Consider the following 19152-nt stretch of genomic DNA (forward strand, 5'->3'; position numbering starts at 1 on the left):
GCTCCCCATCGACGCTCGCGGCGACGCGTCCGCGCCGCCTCCCATGGCCGCCGGGGAGCGGGCCTCAGCGCCGCTCCTCCAGCTGCTTGCACGTCACGCAGAGGGTGGCCGACGGGAAGGCGGCGAGCCGCTCCACCGGAATGGGGTTGCCGCACCGCTCGCACCAGCCGTAGCCACCCTCGTCGAGCCGCTCCAGCGCCCGCTCGACCTGCGTGATCCGTTCCAGGATGCTGTTGGCGAGTGAGATCTCCTGCTCACGCTCGAACGTCTTGGTCCCGGTGTCGGCCTGGTCGTCCCCGGCCGAGTCCGTCAGCCGGTCGCGCTGCAGCTCGGTGATCTCGCTCAGCGTCCGATCGTACTCGGCGCGCAACTCGTCACGCCGCGCCGCCAGGGCCGCCCGGATCTTCTCGGTCTCCGCAGCGCTGCGGGTGGCCTTCGCCACCGGCTTCCGACCGGCGGTCCTGGTGTCGGCTGGCTTCGCCATCGTCGCTCCCTCGGCCGCGGAACCGCGGCGTTCCGCGGCACCTGGACAGGGGCCGCCGGCATCGGCGCCCCCAGGTACAAAAGGGGCGCGCGGCGACGGGGCCGCGCACTCCGGAGATTCGCAAGAATACGGAACGTACAGGCGCACGACAACGTGCCGCTCCGACGTACCGGCGTTCGGCCCCTGGTCATCCCTAACCGGGGCAAAAGGAACGCTAGCAGATCACGTGTCGGGACCCCGGCCGTACTCGCCAAACCAGCGGGCCAGCCGGCCCCGCCGACTGACCGCCCGCAGCCGCCGCTCCGCCTCGTCGCGCACCCCGGCCGTGGCCACGATCAACATGCTGTCGCCGGTCTTCAGCCGGAAGTCCGGGCCCGGCACGACGCCCGCCCCGTCGCGCAGCACCAGGGTCACCGAGGCGCCCAGCGGCAACCGCAACTCGTCGACGTGCACCCCGGCCAGCCGGGAACCGGGCGGCACCTCCAACTGGAGCAGGTCCGCGCCCATCCGCTCCAGCGGCGCCGTCTCCACCCGGATCTCGGTCGCCTCGGCCGGCGCGGTGACCCGCAGCCGGCGGGCCACCGGAGCCAGCGTCCCCGTCTGCAACAGCGTGAAGATCACCACCAGTACGAAGACGGAGTCGAAGAGCCGGTCGGCGCCCGGCACCCGCTCCGACAGCGGAATGGTGGCGAGCACGATCGGCACCGCCCCGCGCAGCCCCGCCCAGGACAGGAACGCCTGCTCGCGCAGGCCGAACCGGAACGGCAGTGCGGACGCCGCCACCGACAGCGGCCGGGCCAGCAGCACGAGCGCCAGCCCGGCGACCACCGCCGGCAGCACCGCCGAGCCCAGCCGGCCCGGCGAGACGAGCAGCCCGAGCAGCACGAAGAGCCCGATCTGGGCCAGCCACGCCAGGCCGTCGGCGAAGCCGAGGATCGCCTGCCGGTGCGGCAGCCGGGCGTTGCCGAGGATCACCCCCGCCACGTAGACGGCGAGGAAACCCGAGGCGTGCAGCACCGCGCCGGCGGCGTAGGCGAACACGGTCAGTCCGACCGCCGCGATCGGGTAGAGCCCCGCCGACGGCAGCGCCGCCCGGCGCAGCGCCCACCGCCCGCCCACGCCGGCCGCGAGGCCGACCGCCGCGCCGGCGCCCAGCTCGTAGCTGACCAGGGAGATCTCGTACCACCACGGGTGGGTGACGCCCTCCCGGGACAGCAGCACCACCAACAGCACGACCGGGGCGTCGTTCATCCCCGACTCCGCCTCCAGGGTGGCCACCAGGCGGGGCGGCAGCCGCAGCCGGCGCAGCGTGGCGAAGACCGCCGCCGCGTCGGTGGAGGAGAGCACCGCGCCGTAGAGCAGGGCCAGCCGCCAGTCCAGTCCCAGCAGCAGGTGCACGACGAGGCCGACGACCAGGATGCTGACCACCACGCCGACCGTGGAGAGCAGCGCGGCCAGCCCGAGCACCGGGCGCAGGGTGCTCCACCGGGCGGTCAGCCCGCCCTCGGCGATGATCACGATGAGCGCGCAGAAGCCCAGGGTCCGGGTCAGCTCGACGTCGTCGAAGCGGATGCCCAGCCCCGTCTCCCCGATCGCCACCCCGAGTGCCAGGTACGCCAGGAGGCTGGGCACGCCGAGCCGGGTGGAGAGACGGACCGCGCCGACCGCGACCAGCAGGACACCCGCACCGAGCAGGAGCGCGAGATCCAGCCCCGGCGTCACCGCCGCCCGGCCCCGGCGTCCGTCACCCGGCGGCCCCGTCACGCAGCCGGCGCAGCGCCTCCGTCAACTCCGGAGCGGGCCCCTCGACCAGGAAGAGCTTGTCGCGGCTGGCCGCGCCGGCCCGCAACGACACCACGGCCGGCCGTACGCCCAGCGCCCCGGCCAGCGCCCGCCGGGCCGCCTCCGTGGCCCGCCCGTCCACGGCGGGGGCGTGCACCGCGATCACCAGGGCCGGCCCGTGCGGCCCGTCGAAGCGGCCGCCGACGCGGGCCCGGGCCGAGCCGGGCTTCACCCGGACCGCGACGGTCAGCGTGGCGTCCATCAGGAAGCGTCCCGCCGCTCAGATCCGACCGGCGTCGGCGAGCAGGGCGGTGTCGGGCGCGCAGCGGCCGCACGGGGTGAAGCCGAGGTCGACGGCCTCCGCGACCGGAAGCGGCTCGTGCTCCCGCCCCACGAGGTACGCGCAGTCAACCAGGTGGTAGCGGGGCCGCCCGTCGACCACCCGCACCTCGGCGGCGAGGCGGGCCACCCGGGCGGCCTCGCCCGGCGTGACGTCCTGCGCGGGCGGCTCGTCGTCGTACGGCGCGGCGGGGCCGGCACCGGACGTGGCGGCGGCCGGGACGGTGCCGTCGGTTACCGGCGGCTCGGGCGGTTGCCGCCACCCGGTGCCGTCGGCGTCGACCGTGGAAGGAACGTGCTGGACGGGGATCTCCGGCCCCGCCAGCGGCCCACCGGCGAAGGCCGGTCCGGCCGGGCGGGTCGCCCGACGGGGTCGCCACCCCGGTCGGCCCGGGTCCGCCGCCGCCCGGTCCGCAGCCGCCTGGCGGGCGCCCGCGACCAGCGCGACGGCGGCCAGCAGGCTGGCCGCGATGGAGATGGTCAGGAGAACGCTGGAGCCACCGGCCAGGCCGAGCACCAGCAGCACCACCGCGACGAGGATGAGCAGGAGACTGGCGACTATCACGGCTCACCCCCGCCGCGTCGTGCTGATGAGGCGAGGTCGGCGACCGTCATCGTGACGACGGTCGCCGACCGATGGTTCAGCGCCCGGTCTCGAGAGCGCCGGAGCGACCGCCGCCGCCGTAGGAGCCGGCGAGCCCTGCGGTGGCCAGCCCGTTGCCGCCGCCGGCGGCCCGGTTGCCCTCACCACCGCGGGTCATCTCGACCTCCAGGCCCTGGCCGCGGCCGTCGAGGTCGCGCAGCTGGCTCTCCAGGTAGGCCTTGAGCCGGGTGCGGTACTCGCGCTCGAACTGCTTGAGCTCCTCGATGTGCTTCTGCAGGGCCGTGCGCTTGGCGTCCAGGCCGCCCATGGCCTCCTGGTGCCGCTGGCGGGCGTCGCGCTCCAGGGCGTCGGCCTTGGCGCGGGCCTCGCGGGTGACCTCCTCGGCCTTGGAACGGGCCTCGGAGAGCAGCTGGTCGGCCTCGCGGCGGGCGTCGGAGACGTGGTCGTCGGCGGTTCGCTGGGCCATCATCAGCACCCGCAGCGCCTGCTGCTCACCGTCGGCGCCGCCGACGGCCGGGCCACCGGCGGAACGGACCTGCTCCAGCTCGGCCTGCATCGCGCGGGCGGCCTGCTCGGCCGCCGCCTTGTCGCGCTGCACCCGGTCGAGCTGGGCCTTGACGTCGTTGAGCTCCGCCGCGAGACGGGCGTCGCCACCGGGGCCGGCGGGGGCGCCACCACGGCCGCCGCGCTCCACCTGGGCGCGCAGCTCGTTGTTCTCCTCGATGAGACGGGCGAGCTCGCGCTCGACCTCGTCCAGGAAAGCGTCGACCTCCTCCTCGTCGTAGCCCCGCTTGCCGATCGGCGGCTTTTTGAAGGCGACGTTGTGGACGTCGGCCGGGGTCAGCGGCATCGAAACTCCTCGGGTCAGTTGCGGCCGCGAAAGCGCGTCGGTCATCAGACGGTGCCGATGATCGACCGCCTCAACACGAACTCCATCAGCACGAACAGGATAACCAGGAGCACAAGTGAGGCCAGGTCGATGCTCACGGTACCAATTCGCAACGGAGGGATCACACGCCTCAACGCGTTGAGAGGGGGATCAGTGACGCTCCACACGATTTCCAGCCCCACCGATGCCCCACGCCCCGGCTGCCAGCGTCGGCCGTACTGGAGGACGGCGCTCAGGACGAACCGGGCCAGCAGGACGAGCAGGAAGAAGTAGAGCACCAGATACAGCACTTGCAGCACGATCGACAACACGGCAGGCGACGTCCCTCGGGTCGGGCGGGGCTAGCTCAGGCTGAAGAAGCCGCCCTCGGCGATCTTGGCCTTGTCCTCCGCGGTGACCTGGACATTGGCCGGTGAGAGCAGGAACACCCGATTGGTCACGCGCTCGATCGTACCCCGCAGCCCGAACGCGAGGCCGGCGGCGAAGTCCACAAGTCGGCGCGCGTCGGCCTCGTCCATCTCGGTGAGGTTGATGATCACCGGAACGTTGTCGCGGAAGTGCTCACCGATGGTGCGCGCCTCCCGGTACGTGGTGGGGTGCAGCGTAGTGATCTGGTAGCGCTGCTCCTCCTCGGCGACCACCGCACGCTCCCGGGGCTGCGCCTGCGGCGCCAGAGCCAGGTTGTCGCGGGTGTGGTAGGTCAGCGCGCCCGACGTGTCGCCGGCCGACGGCCGGGTGATGGAGCGGACGCTGGACCGCTCGGCCCGCTCCGCCCGGTCGGTGTCGCCCCGCTCGGCGTCGGCCGCCCGACCGGCGGCGCGCTCGGAGAGCCGGCCACGGTCGCTCAGCCGGGACCGGGGCGCCGGCGGCTCCTCGGAGTCGTCCTCGTCGTCGTCGGCGAACTCCTCCGAGTACCGGCTCTGCCGGTAACGCGAATCGCGGTAGCCGCCCTTGTCGTAGCCACCGTCGTCGTAGGCCCGCTCGTCGTCCTCTTCGACCAGACCGAGCCAGACCCCCGCCTTGCGCAGTGCACCCATCCCGCGCCCTTCCCGTCCGCCGTGCGGCACGCGCCCCCGTACCGTGTCGCTTGTCGCGAGTGGACCACTTCTGCCCACCGGGGCGGATCGGCAATCCCCTGGCACGCGATTCGCGTCGCGTGCCACGACCCCCGACAACGGGATGCCGCTCCCCCAAACAACACAGATGTAATTTGCTTCCCGCGGTCAGGCTACCGCAGCGTGGGACGCATTCCGAGCAACGCGCTGCCGACGCGGACATGTGTCGCGCCGTACCGGATCGCGATTTCCAGGTCGCCGCTCATCCCGGCGGAGAGCGCGGCGGCTCCCGGGTGGACCGTCCGGAACCCGGCGGCCACCTCGGCCAGCCGGGCGAACGCCCGCTCCGGCTCCCAGCCCAGCGGCGCCACCGCCATCAGGCCGGCCAGTCGCAGCGCCTCCGCGCCGGCCACCGCCTCGGCCACCGCGCCGAGCCCGGCGCCCGGATCGGCCGAGCCGGGCAGCGCCCCGCCCCGGGCCGCGTCGCCGTCGATGCTCACCTGGACCAGCACGTCCAGCGGCCGGTCCCGCGCCGTCGCCGACGCCGCGTCCAGTGCCCGCGCCAGCCGGACACTGTCGACCGAGTGCACGACGTCGGCGTAGCGGACCACCGACCGGGCCTTGTTGCGCTGCAACTGCCCGATGAAGTGCCACCGGGGCGTCACCCCCGCCGCGGCCACCTCGGCCGACTTGGCGGACGCCTCCTGGTCGCGGTTCTCCCCCATGTCGACGACGCCGAGCCCGGCCAGGGCCACCACGTCCCCGGCCGGGTAGGTCTTGGTCACCGCGATCATGGTGACCTCGGAGTCGTCCCGACCCGCGGCGGCACAGGCGTCCGCGATCCGGGACCGTACGCGGCCCAGGCCGGCCGCGATCTCGGCGCGCCGGTCCGGGCGCACCGTGGCTGGACTGTCGGTCATCGGCGGTACTCAGGAACCGTTCTTGAGGAAGTCGGGCACGTCGACGTCGTCGAAGAGCACCCGGCGGGGCGACTGCTGCGGGGCCGGCATGGTGGCCGGCGGCGCGACCGGGGCGCTCGGCTGCGCCGGCTGGTTCTGGTTGCTCTTGCGGGGCGGCTCGGCCGCCTTGTACGCCGGCGTGCCGCCGTCGAAGCCCGCCGCGATGACGGTGACCCGCACCTCGTCGCCGAGGGCGTCGTCGATGACGGCGCCGAAGATGATGTTGGCGTCGGGGTGGGCCGCGTCGGTGACGAGCTGGGCCGCGTCGTTGATCTCGAACAGGCCCAGGTCCGACCCACCGGCGATGGAGAGCAGCACGCCGCGCGCGCCGTCCATGCTCTGCTCCAGCAGCGGGCTGGAGATGGCCGCCTCGGCCGCCTCGACGGCACGGTTCTCGCCCCGCGCGCTGCCGATGCCCATGAGGGCGCTGCCCGCGCCGCTCATGACGCTCTTCACGTCGGCGAAGTCCAGGTTGATCAGACCCGGCGTGGTGATCAGGTCGGTGATGCCCTGGACACCGGAGAGCAGCACCTGGTCGGCGGTGCGGAACGCGTCCATCATGCTGATGTTGCGGTCGCCGAGCGCCAGCAGCCGGTCGTTGGGGATGACGATCAGCGTGTCGCACTGGTTGCGCAGTTCGTCTATTCCGGACTCTGCCTGCACCTGGCGACGCTTGCCCTCGAACGAGAACGGCCGGGTGACCACGCCGATGGTCAGCGCGCCGAGCTTGCGGGCGATGTTCGCCACCACGGGCGCGCCGCCGGTGCCGGTGCCGCCGCCCTCGCCGCAGGTCACGAAGACCATGTCGGCGCCCTTGAGCACCTCCTCGATCTCGTCGCGGTGGTCCTCGGCGGCGTTCTTGCCGACGTCGGGGTTGGCGCCGGCGCCGAGCCCGCGGGTCAGCTCACGGCCGACGTCGAGCTTCACGTCGGCGTCGCTCATGAGCAGCGCCTGCGCGTCGGTGTTGATCGCGATGAACTCGACGCCCTTGAGCCCAACCTCGATCATCCGGTTGACGGCGTTGACGCCGCCGCCACCGATGCCGACGACCTTGATGACCGCCAGGTAGTTGTGCGGAGGTGTCATCTCCGGTCCTTTCCCTTCGAGATTGGCATGGGCCGACCGGGTAGGGCCTGGCCAGACCAGCGGCCGACGACAGCTGTCACCAGCGAGGATCAGGGTTGAACCCTCACCCTCTACTAGAGGCTTACTGCTATGTCAACCACTGATCCCCTTCGGGGCAACGTAAGCGCCCTCACGCGATGAGCCAAGGACCCGCTCGGCGTGTCGCCGCCGGAGCGGGGCGGGTCACGTCGCCGGTTGCGCGGCCGGTCACCGCAGGGTAACCACGTCGGGCGCGCTGACGTCGATGGTGTCGGCCTTCCGGTCGAGCAGGGCGCCGGCCACCCGGGCCTTGTCCGCGCCCCGGGTCGCGTCCCCCCAGACCACCACCCGGTCGCCGCGCAGCCGCAGCGTGATCCGGGCCAGGCCCTCGACGGTCACGTCCACCAGCTCGGCGCGCAGCTGCGGGGTGAGCGCGCCGAGCACCTCCAGCGCCGCCCGGGTCGACCCGTCGTCCGGGCCCGGCTCGGCGAGCCGGACCACCGGCAGGCCGTCCGGCGGCCGCGGCACACTCCGGAAGACCACGCCCGCGCGGTCGATCACCACGAACTGCTCCCCGCGCGGCACCGCCGCCACGCCGGTGCGCTCCGTCACCCGGACGACCAGCGTGTCCGGCCAGTCCCGGGTCACCACCGCCCGCTGGACCGCCGGCAGCTCGCCGACCCGCCGCGCGGTGGCGGCCAGGTCCACCCGGGCCAGCGGGGCGTCGTCGGGCACCGCGGCCGCATCGCGGACCTGCACCGTCGTGACCAGCTCGGCGCCCTCGACGCGGACCTCGCGCACCCCGAACAGGCCGGTGCCCAGCAGGGTCCAGGCGACCAGCCCGGCCACCGCGAGCACGCCCACGGCGACCGCCCACGGCAGGGCCGCGCGCATCCGACGCTGCCGGGCCCGGGCCATGAACCGGCGGGTCGAGGCGGGGACCGCGTCGCTGCCGGCCCGGACCAGCTGCCACCGCCGCTGCGGCCCGCGCCGTCCGCCGCCGTCCGCGCCGGTGGTGCGCCCCCGCGCCGGACCGGGACTCATCCGGCCGCGGGCGCCGCGCCGTCCGCGACCGCGCCGCCGGCACCGCCGACGCCGGGGACGGTGCCGCCGATGGTCGTCGTCCCGCCGGCGCCGCCGCCGGGCGTCGTGCCCGCCGGCGCCGCCGGATCGGTGGTACGCGCCGAGAGCACGGCCAGCAGCTGGTCCCCCATCAGCGAGATCGGCGGGGCGCCCATGGTCACCACCACGTCGCCGGGGCGGGCCCGCCGGGCCACCTCCACCGGCGCGGCCTCCCACGAGTCCACGAAGACCTTCCGCTCCGCCGGCAACGCCACCGCCTCGATCAGCGCCGCCGATCCCTCCCCCGGCTCGCGCAGCTCGCCCGGGCCGAAGACCTCCAGCAGCACCAGCTCGTCGGCGATGGCCAGCGACTCGGCGATCTCCGCCTGGAGGTCGCGGGTGCGGTAGAGCCGGTAGGGCTGGAAGACCACGACCAGCCGGCCGTCGCCGGCCACCTCGCGCAGCGTCTGCAACGCCAGCGTCATCGAGGTCGGGTGGTAGGCGTACTCGTCGTAGACCAGCACGTCGTCCGCGACGCCCTTGCGCTCGAAGCGCCGCCGCACGCCGGGGAACGCCGCGAGCGCGCCCTCCGCCGCCTCCAGCGGCAGCCCCAGCAGGTACGCGGTCAGCACGGCCGAGGCGCTGTTGAGCCCCATGTGCCGCCCGGGCACCGGCAGCCGGAACTCGCCGAGCGACCGCCCGTCGATGCTCGCCAGGTAGCGCACGCCCCGGGCCGACGAGGCGATGTCGGTCAGCCGCAGGTCGGCGTCCGCCGCCTCGCCGTAGGTGTGCACCCGGCGGCCCTCCGCGCGCAGCGTCTCGGCCAGCCGCCGCCCGCCCGGGTCGTCGGCGCAGGTGATGATGAAGCCGTCCGGGTCGGTGAGCCGGGCGAACTCGGCGAAGGCCGCCTCCAGCGTGGCGAGGTCGCCGTAGGTGTTCAGGTGGTCGGCCTCGACGTTGGTGATGATCGACACGTACGGGCGGTAGATGAGGAAGGAGCGGTCGCTCTCGTCCGCCTCGACCACGAAGTGCTCGCCCGTGCCGTGGTGGGCGCCCGAGCCGACCTCGGAGATCTCCCCGCCGATCACGAAGGACGGGTCCTGCCCGGCCTGCTGGAGCACCATGGTGACCATCGAGGTGGTGGTGGTCTTGCCGTGGGTGCCCGCGACCGCCACCGTCCGGCGGCCCGTCATCGCGGCGGCCAGCGCCTCGGAGCGGTGCAGCACGCGCAGGCCGCGCTGGCGTGCCTCCACCATCTCCAGGTGGTCCTGGGGGATCGCCGAGGAGTAGACGACCGTGTCGACGCCGTCGAGGTTGGACGCCTCGTGGCTCATGTGGATCGTGCCGCCGAGGGCGCGCATGCCGGCCAGGGAGGGCCACTCCCGCAGCTCACTGCCGGAGACCCGGATGCCCCGGGTCAGGAAGAGCCGGGCCAGCCCGCTCATGCCGACCCCGCCCACCCCGATCAGGTGGATCGTGCCCAGGTCCTCGGCGGTGAGCGTGCCGGCCGGGGTGAACTGTGCGGTGTTCATGCCGAGTACCTTCCCGTCGCGGTGCACCCAGTCACGGGGCCACCGTCGTTCGCGACTGCGGGGCTCGCAAGCTCACTCCTCGCGCTCACGGGCGCCTGCCTTTCGTTCGCGACTGCGGGGCTCGCAAGCTCACTCCTCGCGCTCACGGGGCCACCGCCTCCAGGACGAAGTTGAGCAGTGCCTCGTCGCCGTCGCGGCGGCCGTACGCGGCGGCGGCGGAGCCCATCGCGTGCAGCCGGTGCGGGTCGCGGATCAGTGGGATGATCGTCCGCTCGACCCAGTCCGGCGTCAGCTCGGCGTCGTCGACGAGCAGCCCGCCGCCGGCCTCCACCACGGGCAGCGCGTTGCGCTTCTGCTCCTGGTTGCTGTGCGGGTACGGCACGTAGATGGTGGGCAGCCCGATGGCCGCCACCTCCGCGCAGGTCATCGCCCCGCCCCGGCCGAGCATCAGGTCCGCCGCGGCGTAGCCGGCCTCCATCTCGGACAGGTACGGCAGCGTCACGTACGGCACCGGCAGGTCGGTGGGGACCGGCACCGGCTCGTTGCGGGCGCCGATCACGTGCAGCACCTGCACCCCGTTGCGGGCGAGTTCCTTCGCCGCGCCGGCGACCGCGAGGTTGATCGAGCGGGCGCCCTGCGAGCCACCGGCGACGAAGAGCACCGGCAGGTCGGGACGGAGTCCGAAGTGGGCCCTGGCGGCGTTGCGCATGGCGAAGCGGTCCAGCCCGGCGATGCCCCGGCGCAGCGGCACGCCGACGACCCGCGCGTCGCGCAGGGCCTCGGCCTGGGCGGGCTGGTGCGGGAAGCCGGCCGCCACGTGGCGGGTGAACCTCATCCCCAGCCGGTTCGCCACCCCCGGCGGCACGTTGACCTCGTGGATCACGATCGGCAGCTCGCGCCGCCAGGCGGCGAGGTAGGCCGGCACCGAGACGTACCCGCCGAAGCCGACCACCACGTCGGCGCGCACCTCGTCGATGACCTTGCCCGCGGCGCGGGCCGCGGTCCACATCCGGCCGGGGGTCTTGACCAGGTTCATGTTCACCGACCGGGGCAGCTGGTAGGCCGGGATCTGCCGCAGGTCGTAGCCCTGCGGCGGGATCAGCTCGTTCTCCAGGCCCTTCGGTGTCCCCAGGCAGGTGATCCGGACGCCGGGGTCGTGTCGGCGCAGGCAGTCGGCGAAGGCGAGCAGCGGGTAGATGTGCCCCCCGGTGCCACCTCCCGCGAGCACCACCGAACGCAGCGGACCCATCAACGTCTCCTCTCGTCCGCCGACCCGCGGTGGGTCCGGGCCAGCCGGACACCGCGCGGTGCGGCCACATCGTCCGGCCGCCGCTCCCGCGACCGGGGCACGGACCCTCGGGCAGCCGGGGGCGCCGCCGGACGGCGGCGCCGCCCGGGAAGCGGCGGCAACGGGGCCCAGAGTAGTCGGACCCATCGGGCCGGCGGACGGGCATGCAGTGCTCTGGCGGCGTCGGGTTCGGCGCGGGCGAAGGAGGCGAGCATCCCGATGGCGGCGAGGGTGACGACCAGGGCGCTGCCGCCGTCGGAGATGAACGGCAGCGGCACACCGGTCAGCGGCAGCAGGCCGACCACCCCGCCGATGTTGATCACCGCCTGGCCGACCAGCCAGGTGGTCGCCGCCGCGGCGGCGAGCCGGCGGAACGGGTCCTCGACCCGGCGGGCGATCCGCAGCCCGGTGTACGCCAGCACGGCGAAGAGCGCCACCACCACGACGCACCCGACGACGCCCAGTTCCTCGGCGACCACGGCGAAGATGAAGTCGTTCTCCGCCGCCGGCAGCCACTGCCACTTGGCGATGCTCTTGCCGAGGCCGACGCCGAACCACCCGCCGTTCTCGATCGCGTACCGGGCCTGGGCGATCTGGTAGCAGTCCTCCAGCTTGCACAGGTCCGGCGGCGGCGGGTTGATGAAGGCGGTCAACCGGGCCAGCCGGTAGTTCTTCTCGCCCGTCTCGCCGGAGCCGGCGCCGAGCGAGGCCACCGCGACCAGCACGCCGATGCCGAGCAGGCCCACCGCGGAGAGCGCGGCGAAGACCCGCATCCGCACCCCGGCCGCCCAGAGCAGCCCCACCACCAGGGCCAGCAGGCAGAGCATGGTGCCCAGGTCGTTGTAGCCGACGAGGACGAAGAGCAGGCCGACCACGGGGAAGAGCGGGGTGGCCAGCTCGCGCCACCAGCCCAGCGCGGCGCCCTTGCGGGCGATCACGTGGGCCCCCCAGAGCACCAGGGCGAACTTCGCGAACTCGGAGGGCTGCACCTGGATGCCGCCGACGAAGAGCCAGAGCAGCCGGGCCTCGAGCGGGCCGATCCGGGCGGAGTCCTGGTTCGTCAGCCGGGCGTACGCGAGCAGCAGGTTGAGCAGCAGCAGCAGGCCGATGGCGGTGAACAGCAGCGGCCGGCCCAGCGTCCGGTAGGTCGTCGCCGGCAGCCGCTGGCACGCCCAGAACGCGACGATGCCGATCACCGCGAAGATCGCCTGCTTGACCAGGGACGTCGAGGCGTTGCCGTTCTCCGCGTAGTCCCGGACGCTGGTCGCGGAGAAGACCATGGTCAGGCCGATCAGCAGCAGCAGGCCGGCGCTGGACAGCAGCAGGTAGTAGGAGGCCAGCGGCCGGTCCAGCAGCCCGCGCAGCGCGGCCAGCCCGCCCACCGGGTCCAGCCCGCGCGGCACCTGGGGACCGGGATCGTCCGGCCCCCGCGTCGCGGCGGGCGCGTCGCGCGTACGCCTGCCTCCCGCCGACCGCCCGGACGTCCCCTCCGCCGTGACCTCTGTGCCTCGTCCCTCCCCCACCCGACCATCATGGCGGTTCCGCCGGGCCGCCACCGGCGCAACCGCCCGGTCGGCGTGTCGGGCTTGCGCCGCGGCGCGAACGCCGTCGCGGCGATGGACACGCCGCGGGGCCCGGGCGACGCGCGCCCGGGCCCCGCGGCGGGAGTTGCCGGCCGGCTCAGGTCATGTTGGCGAGGAACTCGCTGTAGAACAGGCCCAGCGCGATGGCCACGCCGATGCCGGCGATGATCCAGAACCGGACCACAATGTTGACCTCGCTCCACCCCGCGAGCTCGAAGTGGTGCTGCAACGGCGACATCCGGAACACCCGCTTGCCGGTGGTACGGAAGGAGATGATCTGGATCACCACGGACATCGTGATGATCACGAAGAGGCCACCGATGATCGGCAGCAGCAGGATCGTCCGGGTGGACATCGCCATGCCGGCGATCAGGCCGCCCAGGCCCAGCGCGCCCGTGTCGCCCATGAAGATCCGCGCCGGCGAGGTGTTCCACCACAGGAAGCCCACGCAGGCCCCGGCCGCCGCGCCGGCGATCAGCGCGATCTCCAGCGGGTCCCGCACGGCGTAGCAGTAGTCCTGGGTGTAGTTCGGGTCGGCGCACCAGTGCCGGTACTGCCAGAAGGCGATCAGCGCGTACGCGGCGAGGACCATCACCGAGGCGCCGGTGGCCAGGCCGTCGAGGCCGTCGGTGAGGTTGACGCCGTTGGTCGTGGCCATCACCACGAAGATGAAGAGGACCACCGCGCCGATCTTGGTGATGTCGAGCGCCGGGATGTCCCGGATGAAGCTGAGCGTCGTGCTGCCCACGGTCTCGGTGTTGGTCACCGCGCCCGAGGCGTCGGTCATGGTGCTCGGGAAGTAGAGCGCCACGACGCCGAAGACCGCGCCGACCAGGATCTGCCCGAGCAGCTTGCCGCGCTTGTTGAGCCCGCCGCTGTGCCGCTTGCGCACCTTGAGGAAGTCGTCGATGAAGCCGACCGCGCCGGAGAAGACCATCAGCCCCAGCAGCACCAGCGCGGTGATGGTCGGCTCGACCTGGGCGATCTGCGCGTCCGGCAGGGTCGTCAGCGCCAGGTGGCCGGCCACGTACGCGATGACCGTGGCCAGGATGAACACCACGCCGCCCATCGTCGGCGTGCCCTTCTTGCCCTCGTTGCTGGCGAGCCCGAGGTTCGATCGGATCGGCTGGCCGGCCTTCAGCCGGGCGAACACCTTGATCGCGAGCGGGGTGGCGAGCAGCGAGACCAGGAAGGCCACTCCGATGGCGACGATGACCGCCCTCATGCGGCGCCGCCCCCCGTCCCCGTCGGGTTGGTCCCGTCGCCGGCGGCGTCCGCGCGCAGCGCGTCGGCCACCTCCCACGTCCGGTACCGGGAGCCCTTCACCAGGACGACGTCGCCCGGCCGTAACTCGCTCCGCAGCACCTCGACGGCCGCCGCCTGATCGGTGAGCAGCACCGACTCTCCTCCCCAGTCACCTACCGATGTCGCGCCTTCGTGGATCGGCGCGGCCGGCTCGCCCACCACGAGCAGCCGGTCGACGCCCAGTTCGGCCGCGAGCCGGCCGACCTCGGCGTGCCCGTCGCGTTCGAAGGGACCCAGCTCGGCCATGTAGCCCAGCACCGCGACGGTGCGCCGCTCCCGCCCGATGCCGGTCAGCGCGCGCAGCGCGACCGCCATCGAGGCGGGATTGGCGTTGTACGAGTCGTCGATCACGGTCACCCCGTCGGCGCGTTCGAAGACGTCCATCCGACGGGTGGAGACCAGCCCCATGGCGCCCAGCGCGGTGGCCAGCTCGGCCAGCGGCATGCCCAGTTCGCGGGCCACCGCGGCGGCGGCGAGCGAGTTGGACACCTGGTGCCGGCCGGTCAGCCCGAGCCGCACCGGCGCGGTCCCCTCCGGGGTGACCAGGGTGTACGCGGGCCGCCCCCGGTCGTCCAGCGTCACGTCCTCGGCCCGCACGTCGGCGTGCGCCGCCTCGCCGTAGCGGACGACCCGGGCGACCGTACGCGAGGCCATCGCGTCGACCAGCGGGTCGTCGGCGTTCAACACGGCCAGGCCGTCGGCGGGCAACGCCTCGACCAGCTCACCCTTCGCCAGCGCGATCGTCTCCACCGAGCCGAACTCGCCGATGTGCGCCACCCCGACGTTGAGCACCACGGAGATCCGGGGCGGCACCACGTCGCAGAGGTAGCGCACGTGCCCCACCCCCCGGGCGCCCTTCTCCATCACCAGGTAGCGGGTCTCGGGCCCGGCCTGCAACGCCGTGTACGGGTGCCCCAGCTCGTTGTTGAACGACCCGGGCGGGGCGACGGTCGGGCCGAGCCGCGCGGTGAGCTGCGCGATCAGGTCCTTGGTGGTGGTCTTGCCCGACGAGCCGGTCAACCCGACGACGGTGAGCCCGGGCAGCCGGTCGACCACCGCACGGGCCAGCCGGCCCAGCGCGGCCAGCGCGTCGTCGACCAGCACCATCGGCACGCCGGGCACCTCCCGGGTGCCGAGTACGGCCACCGCGCCGGCCGCCACCGCGCCGGCGGCGTAGTCGTGCCCGTCCACCTTCTCGCCCGGAAAGGCGACGAAGAGCGCGCCCGGGCGCACCTTGCGCGAGTCGAACTCGACCGGGCCGGTGACCCGGGCCTGCGGGTCGGCGTCGGCCAGCCGCCCGTCGACCGCCGAGGCGACCTCGGCCAGGCTGAGCGGGATCACCGCTGACCCGCCGGGTCGGCGAAGCGGGCGCGCAACGCGTCGGCCAGCTCGGTGCGGTCGTCGAACGGGTGCACCTCGCCACCGATCTCCTGCCCGCGCTCGTGGCCCTTGCCGAGCACCGCGACCACGTCGCCCGGCTCGGCCAGCCGGACCGCCGCGTCGATCGCCGTCCGGCGGTCGGCCACCTCCTCGACGCGCGCCGTCGTGCCGGTGCGCCGGGCGCCGGCGAGCACCTCGGCCCGGATCGCCGCCGGATCCTCGGTGCGCGGGTTGTCGTCGGTCACCAGCACCACGTCGGCTCCCTCCGCCGCGGCGGCGCCCATCACCGGCCGCTTGCCCCGGTCCCGGTCCCCGCCGGCACCGATCACGCAGATCAGCCGGCCCGCGCTGAGCTCCCGCAGCGCCGCCAGCGCGGCGACGATCGCGTCCGCCTTGTGCGCGTAGTCGACCACGCCCCGCACCGCGCCGGGGGCGTTCACCAGCTCCAGCCGGCCGGGGACCCCGCCGCACGCGGCGACCCCGGCGGCGGCGGTCTCCGGGTCCACCCCGGCGGCGACCAGCACGGCGATGGCCAGCAGCGCGTTGGCCACGTTGTGCCGGCCCGGCAGCGCCACGCCGGCCGCCACGGTCAGCCCGTCCGGGCCGTGCGCGGTGAACCGCTGCGCGTAGCCCTCGCCGCCGACCTCGTCGGCCCACCAGGTGGCGCTCGGGTCGCCAGCCGCCGAGTAGGTGACCGTCGCCGGGCGGTACAGCGACTTCAGCGCCGGGTCGTCGTGGTTGAGCACCTCCACCGCGCAGCGCCCGTCGAACAGCTGCGCCTTCGCGGCGAAGTAGTCCGCCGTGTCGGCGTGGAAGTCCAGGTGGTCGGAGCCGAAGTTGGTGTAGCCGCCGACGGTGAACCGGACCCCGCCGACGCGGCCCATCGCCAGGGCGTGGCTGGAGACCTCCATGACCACGGCGGTGACGCCGCGCTCGCGGGCGGCGGCCAGCATGGCGTGCAGGTCGGTGGCCTCGGGCGTGGTGCGCACGCTGTCGATCGCCAGGTCGCCGAGGCGGGTCTCGACGGTGCCGATGAGGCCGGTGGTGTGGCCGGCGGCGCGCAGGCCGGACTCGACCAGGTAGGCCGTCGAGGTCTTGCCGGCCGTCCCGGTCACCCCGATCACCGTCAGTCCCTCGGTCGGGTCGCCGTAGACGGCTGCGGCGAGGGTGCCCAGCGCGGCGCGCGGGTCGGACACCACCAGCGCCGGCAGGCCCGCCTCGGCCGCCGCGTCGGCGCCCGCCGGGTCGGTCAGCACGGCCACCGCGCCGGCGGCCGCCGCACCGGCGGCGAACTCCGCCCCGTGCCGGCGGGCGCCCGGCAGGGCCGCGTACAGGTCGCCGGGGCGGACCTCCTGGCTGGCGTGGGTCACCCCGGTCACCACCAGCTCGGCGGCGCCCTCCGGGGGCTCGACGGCGAGCCGGGCGGCGAGGTCGCCGAGCCGGACACCGATCACGGTACGGGGACGAGGATTGCCGGGCACGGCGTCAGACCCTACCCGGTCGTCCGGTTCCGGCCGCACTGCCGCCCCGGTGGTTCGTCCGCACTCACCGATGATGTCGCGGCGTGGCCGCTCAACGCGGATAGACCGTGAACTTCGGGGCCTTCTCCCCACTCGGCGGTACCCCGTAGTGACGCAGCGTGAACTGCATCATGTCCCGGAACGCGGGGGCCGCGATGTCCCCGCCCCCGCCGGAGGGGGTGTGCGCGAAGACCGCGATCACGTAGCGCGGCTTCTCGGCCGGGGCCATCCCGATGAACGAGGCCACCTCGCCGAGCTGCTTGCGCCCGTCGACCAGCCGCCAGCCGGTGCCGGTCTTGCCGGCGACCCGCCACTCGGGGATCGCCGCGGCCCTGCCGGTCCCGTCCTCGACCGTGGTGACCGCCTCCAGGATGTGCCGCAGCGCCGCGGCGTTCTCCGGGCTGAGCACCGACCGGGTGACCGGAGGGTCGGTCGGCGTGCGCTTCCCGTCCGGCCCGATCACCTCCTTGACCAGGCGCGGCTGCACGTACGTGCCGTTGTTGGCGATCGTCGCGTAGACGGCGGCCATCTGCAGCGGTGTGGCGTCCACGCTGTGCCCGATCGGCACCGACCCGTGCGACGACCCGCTCCACTCGTCGAGCGGCAGCAGCCGCCCGCTGGCCTCGCCGGGCATGCCCACCCGCGTCGGCTCCCCGAGGCCGAAGCGCTTCTGGTAGTCGATGAGCCGCTCCGGGCCGAGCTTGTCGGCGATCTGGATGGTGCCGACGTTGGACGAGTACGCCATCATGCCGGGCAGGCTCATCCGCTGTCCGTGCGCCTTGTGCGTGTCGAAGAACGGGGTGTCGCCCTTCGTGATGCTGTTGGCGATCGGCAGCGTGGTGTCGGGGGTGATCACCCGCTCCTGGAGCGCGGCGCCGAAGGTGATCGCCTTGTGTACCGAGCCGGGGTCGACCACGAAGCTGGTGGCGGCGTCCTCCCGGTCCTTCGGGTCGCTCGGCGTGGGCTTCGCCGCGTTGTAGGTGGGGTGGCTGGCCTGGGCCAGCACCTCGCCGGAGGGGATCTCGATCACCACGGCGGCGCCGGTGCTGCCCTTGCTCTGCGCCATGTGCCGGCTCAGCATCCGCTGCACCATGAACTGCAGGTCGCGGTCGACGGTGAGCTGGAGCGAGCTGCCCGGCTTGGCCTTCGTCGTCTCGCTGTAGCCGCCGGGGATCGGGGCGGCCAGGTCGCCGAGGCCGACCTCGTAGACCCGCTTGCCGTCCTTGCCGCGCAGCACGTCGTCGTAGCGGGCCTCCAGCCCCTCCAGCCCGACCATGTCCTGGCTGGTGAAGCCGAGCAGGTTGGCCGCGAGGTCGCCGCCGGGCACCTCGCGCCGCTCGTCGCGGTGGGTGTAGATGCCGGGCAGCTCCAGCCCCGTGATCTTCCGGGCCCGGTCGATGTCCACCCCACGGGCCAGGTACTCGAACTGCGAGTCGACGCCGTTGACCCGCTTGCGGGGCTTCATCTTCTCGGCCAGCTCCGAGGCCGGCATGCCGAGCAGCGGGGACAGCGCCCGGGCGGTGGCCTGCTGGTCCTTGACCTGGGTGGGGTCGGCGTAGACGTAGCGCGCCTCGACGCTGTGCGCCAGCGGGGCGCCGGACCGGTCGTAGATGGCGCCGCGCGCCGCCGGCAGCGTGACGGTGCGCAGCCGGTCGGCGAGACCACCGCCGGCGTACGCCGGAGTCTCCACGGCCTGGAGGACCACCAGCCGGATGCCGATGACGGCGAAGAGCGTCAGGGTGAGCACGGTGCCCAGCCGCAGCCGGCGACGGGGATCGGCCAGCCGGGGCGGCTTCGGCGGCTTACGCGACGGCCGCCGGGCGGCCGGACGGTCCGGCCGGCGGGCGGGGCGCGGGGCGGCGCGGCGGCGCGGCGCCGCCGGCTCGTCGTCGTGGCGCGGGGTGCGGGGCGTGACGGTGCGGACGACCCCGGAGCGGCCCGCCGCCTCCCGCCGGCCGGCGCGGCCGGCGCCGGCGCGCCCGCCGTCGAGGACCTGGAGGGCGGGGCGGAACGGGTCGCCGGAGCGCGTGCTACGTGGCGTCCGGCGCTGCTCGGCGGGGCCGGCGTCGGCGTCCCGCTCGGCGCGACCGCCGGCGCGCTGCTCGCGCACGGTGCGCCCGCGCGGGGTGTACGCCCGGGCGTCGGAGATGCCACCGACCCCCGGCTCACCGGAGCGCGGCTCGCCGCCCCGGCCCCCGCCGTTGCGCGACGAACCGCGCCGGGAGCCTGTGGCGTCCCGGCGCGGTTCCTCCGATCTCGGCGGCAC

Annotated in this window: 17 protein-coding genes; all 17 read right to left on the minus strand. The window is 74.2% G+C overall.

What is annotated here, in order from left to right; translation table 11 throughout:
- Nucleotides 1-64: 64 nt before the first annotated feature.
- The gene (locus OG989_RS29465; RefSeq protein ID WP_121400566.1) at nucleotides 65-484 is read right to left on the minus strand and encodes a TraR/DksA family transcriptional regulator; all 420 of its coding nucleotides are present in this window, start codon (nucleotides 482-484) and stop codon (nucleotides 65-67) included.
- A 222-nt stretch (nucleotides 485-706) separates the two neighbouring features.
- Nucleotides 707-2206, minus strand: a complete 1500-nt coding sequence (locus OG989_RS29470; protein WP_151455899.1) for a potassium/proton antiporter — start codon at nucleotides 2204-2206, stop codon at nucleotides 707-709.
- A gap of 22 nt (nucleotides 2207-2228) precedes the next feature.
- A complete protein-coding gene (locus OG989_RS29475; protein WP_151455895.1) occupies nucleotides 2229-2528 on the minus strand; it encodes a DUF167 domain-containing protein in 300 nt (99 codons plus the stop codon).
- A gap of 18 nt (nucleotides 2529-2546) precedes the next feature.
- Complete coding sequence (locus tag OG989_RS29480) at nucleotides 2547-3170, minus strand: hypothetical protein (RefSeq protein ID WP_327029121.1); 624 nt, start codon at nucleotides 3168-3170, stop codon at nucleotides 2547-2549.
- Between the two features lie 76 nt (nucleotides 3171-3246).
- On the minus strand, nucleotides 3247-4059 hold the full coding sequence (locus tag OG989_RS29485; protein ID WP_327029122.1) for a DivIVA domain-containing protein: 813 nt from the start codon (nucleotides 4057-4059) through the stop codon (nucleotides 3247-3249).
- Between the two features lie 44 nt (nucleotides 4060-4103).
- Nucleotides 4104-4409: a YggT family protein gene (locus OG989_RS29490; RefSeq protein WP_088999245.1), complete on the minus strand. Its 306-nt coding sequence runs from the start codon at nucleotides 4407-4409 to the stop codon at nucleotides 4104-4106.
- A gap of 30 nt (nucleotides 4410-4439) precedes the next feature.
- The gene (locus OG989_RS29495) at nucleotides 4440-5135 is read right to left on the minus strand and encodes a cell division protein SepF (RefSeq protein WP_151455892.1); all 696 of its coding nucleotides are present in this window, start codon (nucleotides 5133-5135) and stop codon (nucleotides 4440-4442) included.
- Nucleotides 5136-5326: 191 nt separating this feature from the next.
- Complete coding sequence (locus OG989_RS29500) at nucleotides 5327-6073, minus strand: YggS family pyridoxal phosphate-dependent enzyme (RefSeq protein ID WP_327029123.1); 747 nt, start codon at nucleotides 6071-6073, stop codon at nucleotides 5327-5329.
- 9 nt (nucleotides 6074-6082) lie between these two features.
- Nucleotides 6083-7198 carry a cell division protein FtsZ gene (gene ftsZ, locus OG989_RS29505; protein ID WP_132236307.1) on the minus strand — a complete coding sequence of 372 codons (1116 nt, stop codon included), beginning with the start codon at nucleotides 7196-7198 and terminating at the stop codon, nucleotides 6083-6085.
- A 246-nt stretch (nucleotides 7199-7444) separates the two neighbouring features.
- The gene (locus OG989_RS29510; RefSeq protein WP_327029124.1) at nucleotides 7445-8260 is read right to left on the minus strand and encodes a cell division protein FtsQ/DivIB; all 816 of its coding nucleotides are present in this window, start codon (nucleotides 8258-8260) and stop codon (nucleotides 7445-7447) included.
- Nucleotides 8257-9810, minus strand: coding sequence for a UDP-N-acetylmuramate--L-alanine ligase (murC, locus tag OG989_RS29515; protein WP_327029125.1), 1554 nt, complete (start codon nucleotides 9808-9810; stop codon nucleotides 8257-8259). The genes OG989_RS29510 and murC overlap by 4 nt, the downstream gene beginning before the upstream one ends.
- Nucleotides 9811-9952: 142 nt before the next feature.
- Entirely contained in the window at nucleotides 9953-11059 is a 1107-nt protein-coding gene (gene murG / locus OG989_RS29520; RefSeq protein ID WP_327029126.1) for an undecaprenyldiphospho-muramoylpentapeptide beta-N-acetylglucosaminyltransferase, read from the minus strand.
- Entirely contained in the window at nucleotides 11059-12471 is a 1413-nt protein-coding gene (locus OG989_RS29525; protein ID WP_327031258.1) for an FtsW/RodA/SpoVE family cell cycle protein, read from the minus strand. Before OG989_RS29525 ends, murG begins: the two co-directional genes overlap by 1 nt.
- A 307-nt stretch (nucleotides 12472-12778) precedes the next feature.
- On the minus strand, nucleotides 12779-13906 hold the full coding sequence (gene mraY, locus OG989_RS29530; RefSeq protein ID WP_151457328.1) for a phospho-N-acetylmuramoyl-pentapeptide-transferase: 1128 nt from the start codon (nucleotides 13904-13906) through the stop codon (nucleotides 12779-12781).
- On the minus strand, nucleotides 13903-15327 hold the full coding sequence (locus OG989_RS29535; protein WP_327029127.1) for a UDP-N-acetylmuramoyl-tripeptide--D-alanyl-D-alanine ligase: 1425 nt from the start codon (nucleotides 15325-15327) through the stop codon (nucleotides 13903-13905). Before OG989_RS29535 ends, mraY begins: the two co-directional genes overlap by 4 nt.
- Nucleotides 15324-16886, minus strand: coding sequence for a UDP-N-acetylmuramoyl-L-alanyl-D-glutamate--2,6-diaminopimelate ligase (locus tag OG989_RS29540; RefSeq protein WP_327029128.1), 1563 nt, complete (start codon nucleotides 16884-16886; stop codon nucleotides 15324-15326). The genes OG989_RS29535 and OG989_RS29540 overlap by 4 nt, the downstream gene beginning before the upstream one ends.
- 52 nt (nucleotides 16887-16938) lie before the next feature.
- The gene (locus OG989_RS29545) at nucleotides 16939-19152 is read right to left on the minus strand and encodes a peptidoglycan D,D-transpeptidase FtsI family protein (RefSeq protein WP_327029129.1); all 2214 of its coding nucleotides are present in this window, start codon (nucleotides 19150-19152) and stop codon (nucleotides 16939-16941) included.

The organism is Micromonospora sp. NBC_01740, from assembly GCF_035920365.1.
Lineage (GTDB): Bacteria > Actinomycetota > Actinomycetes > Mycobacteriales > Micromonosporaceae > Micromonospora > Micromonospora reichwaldensis.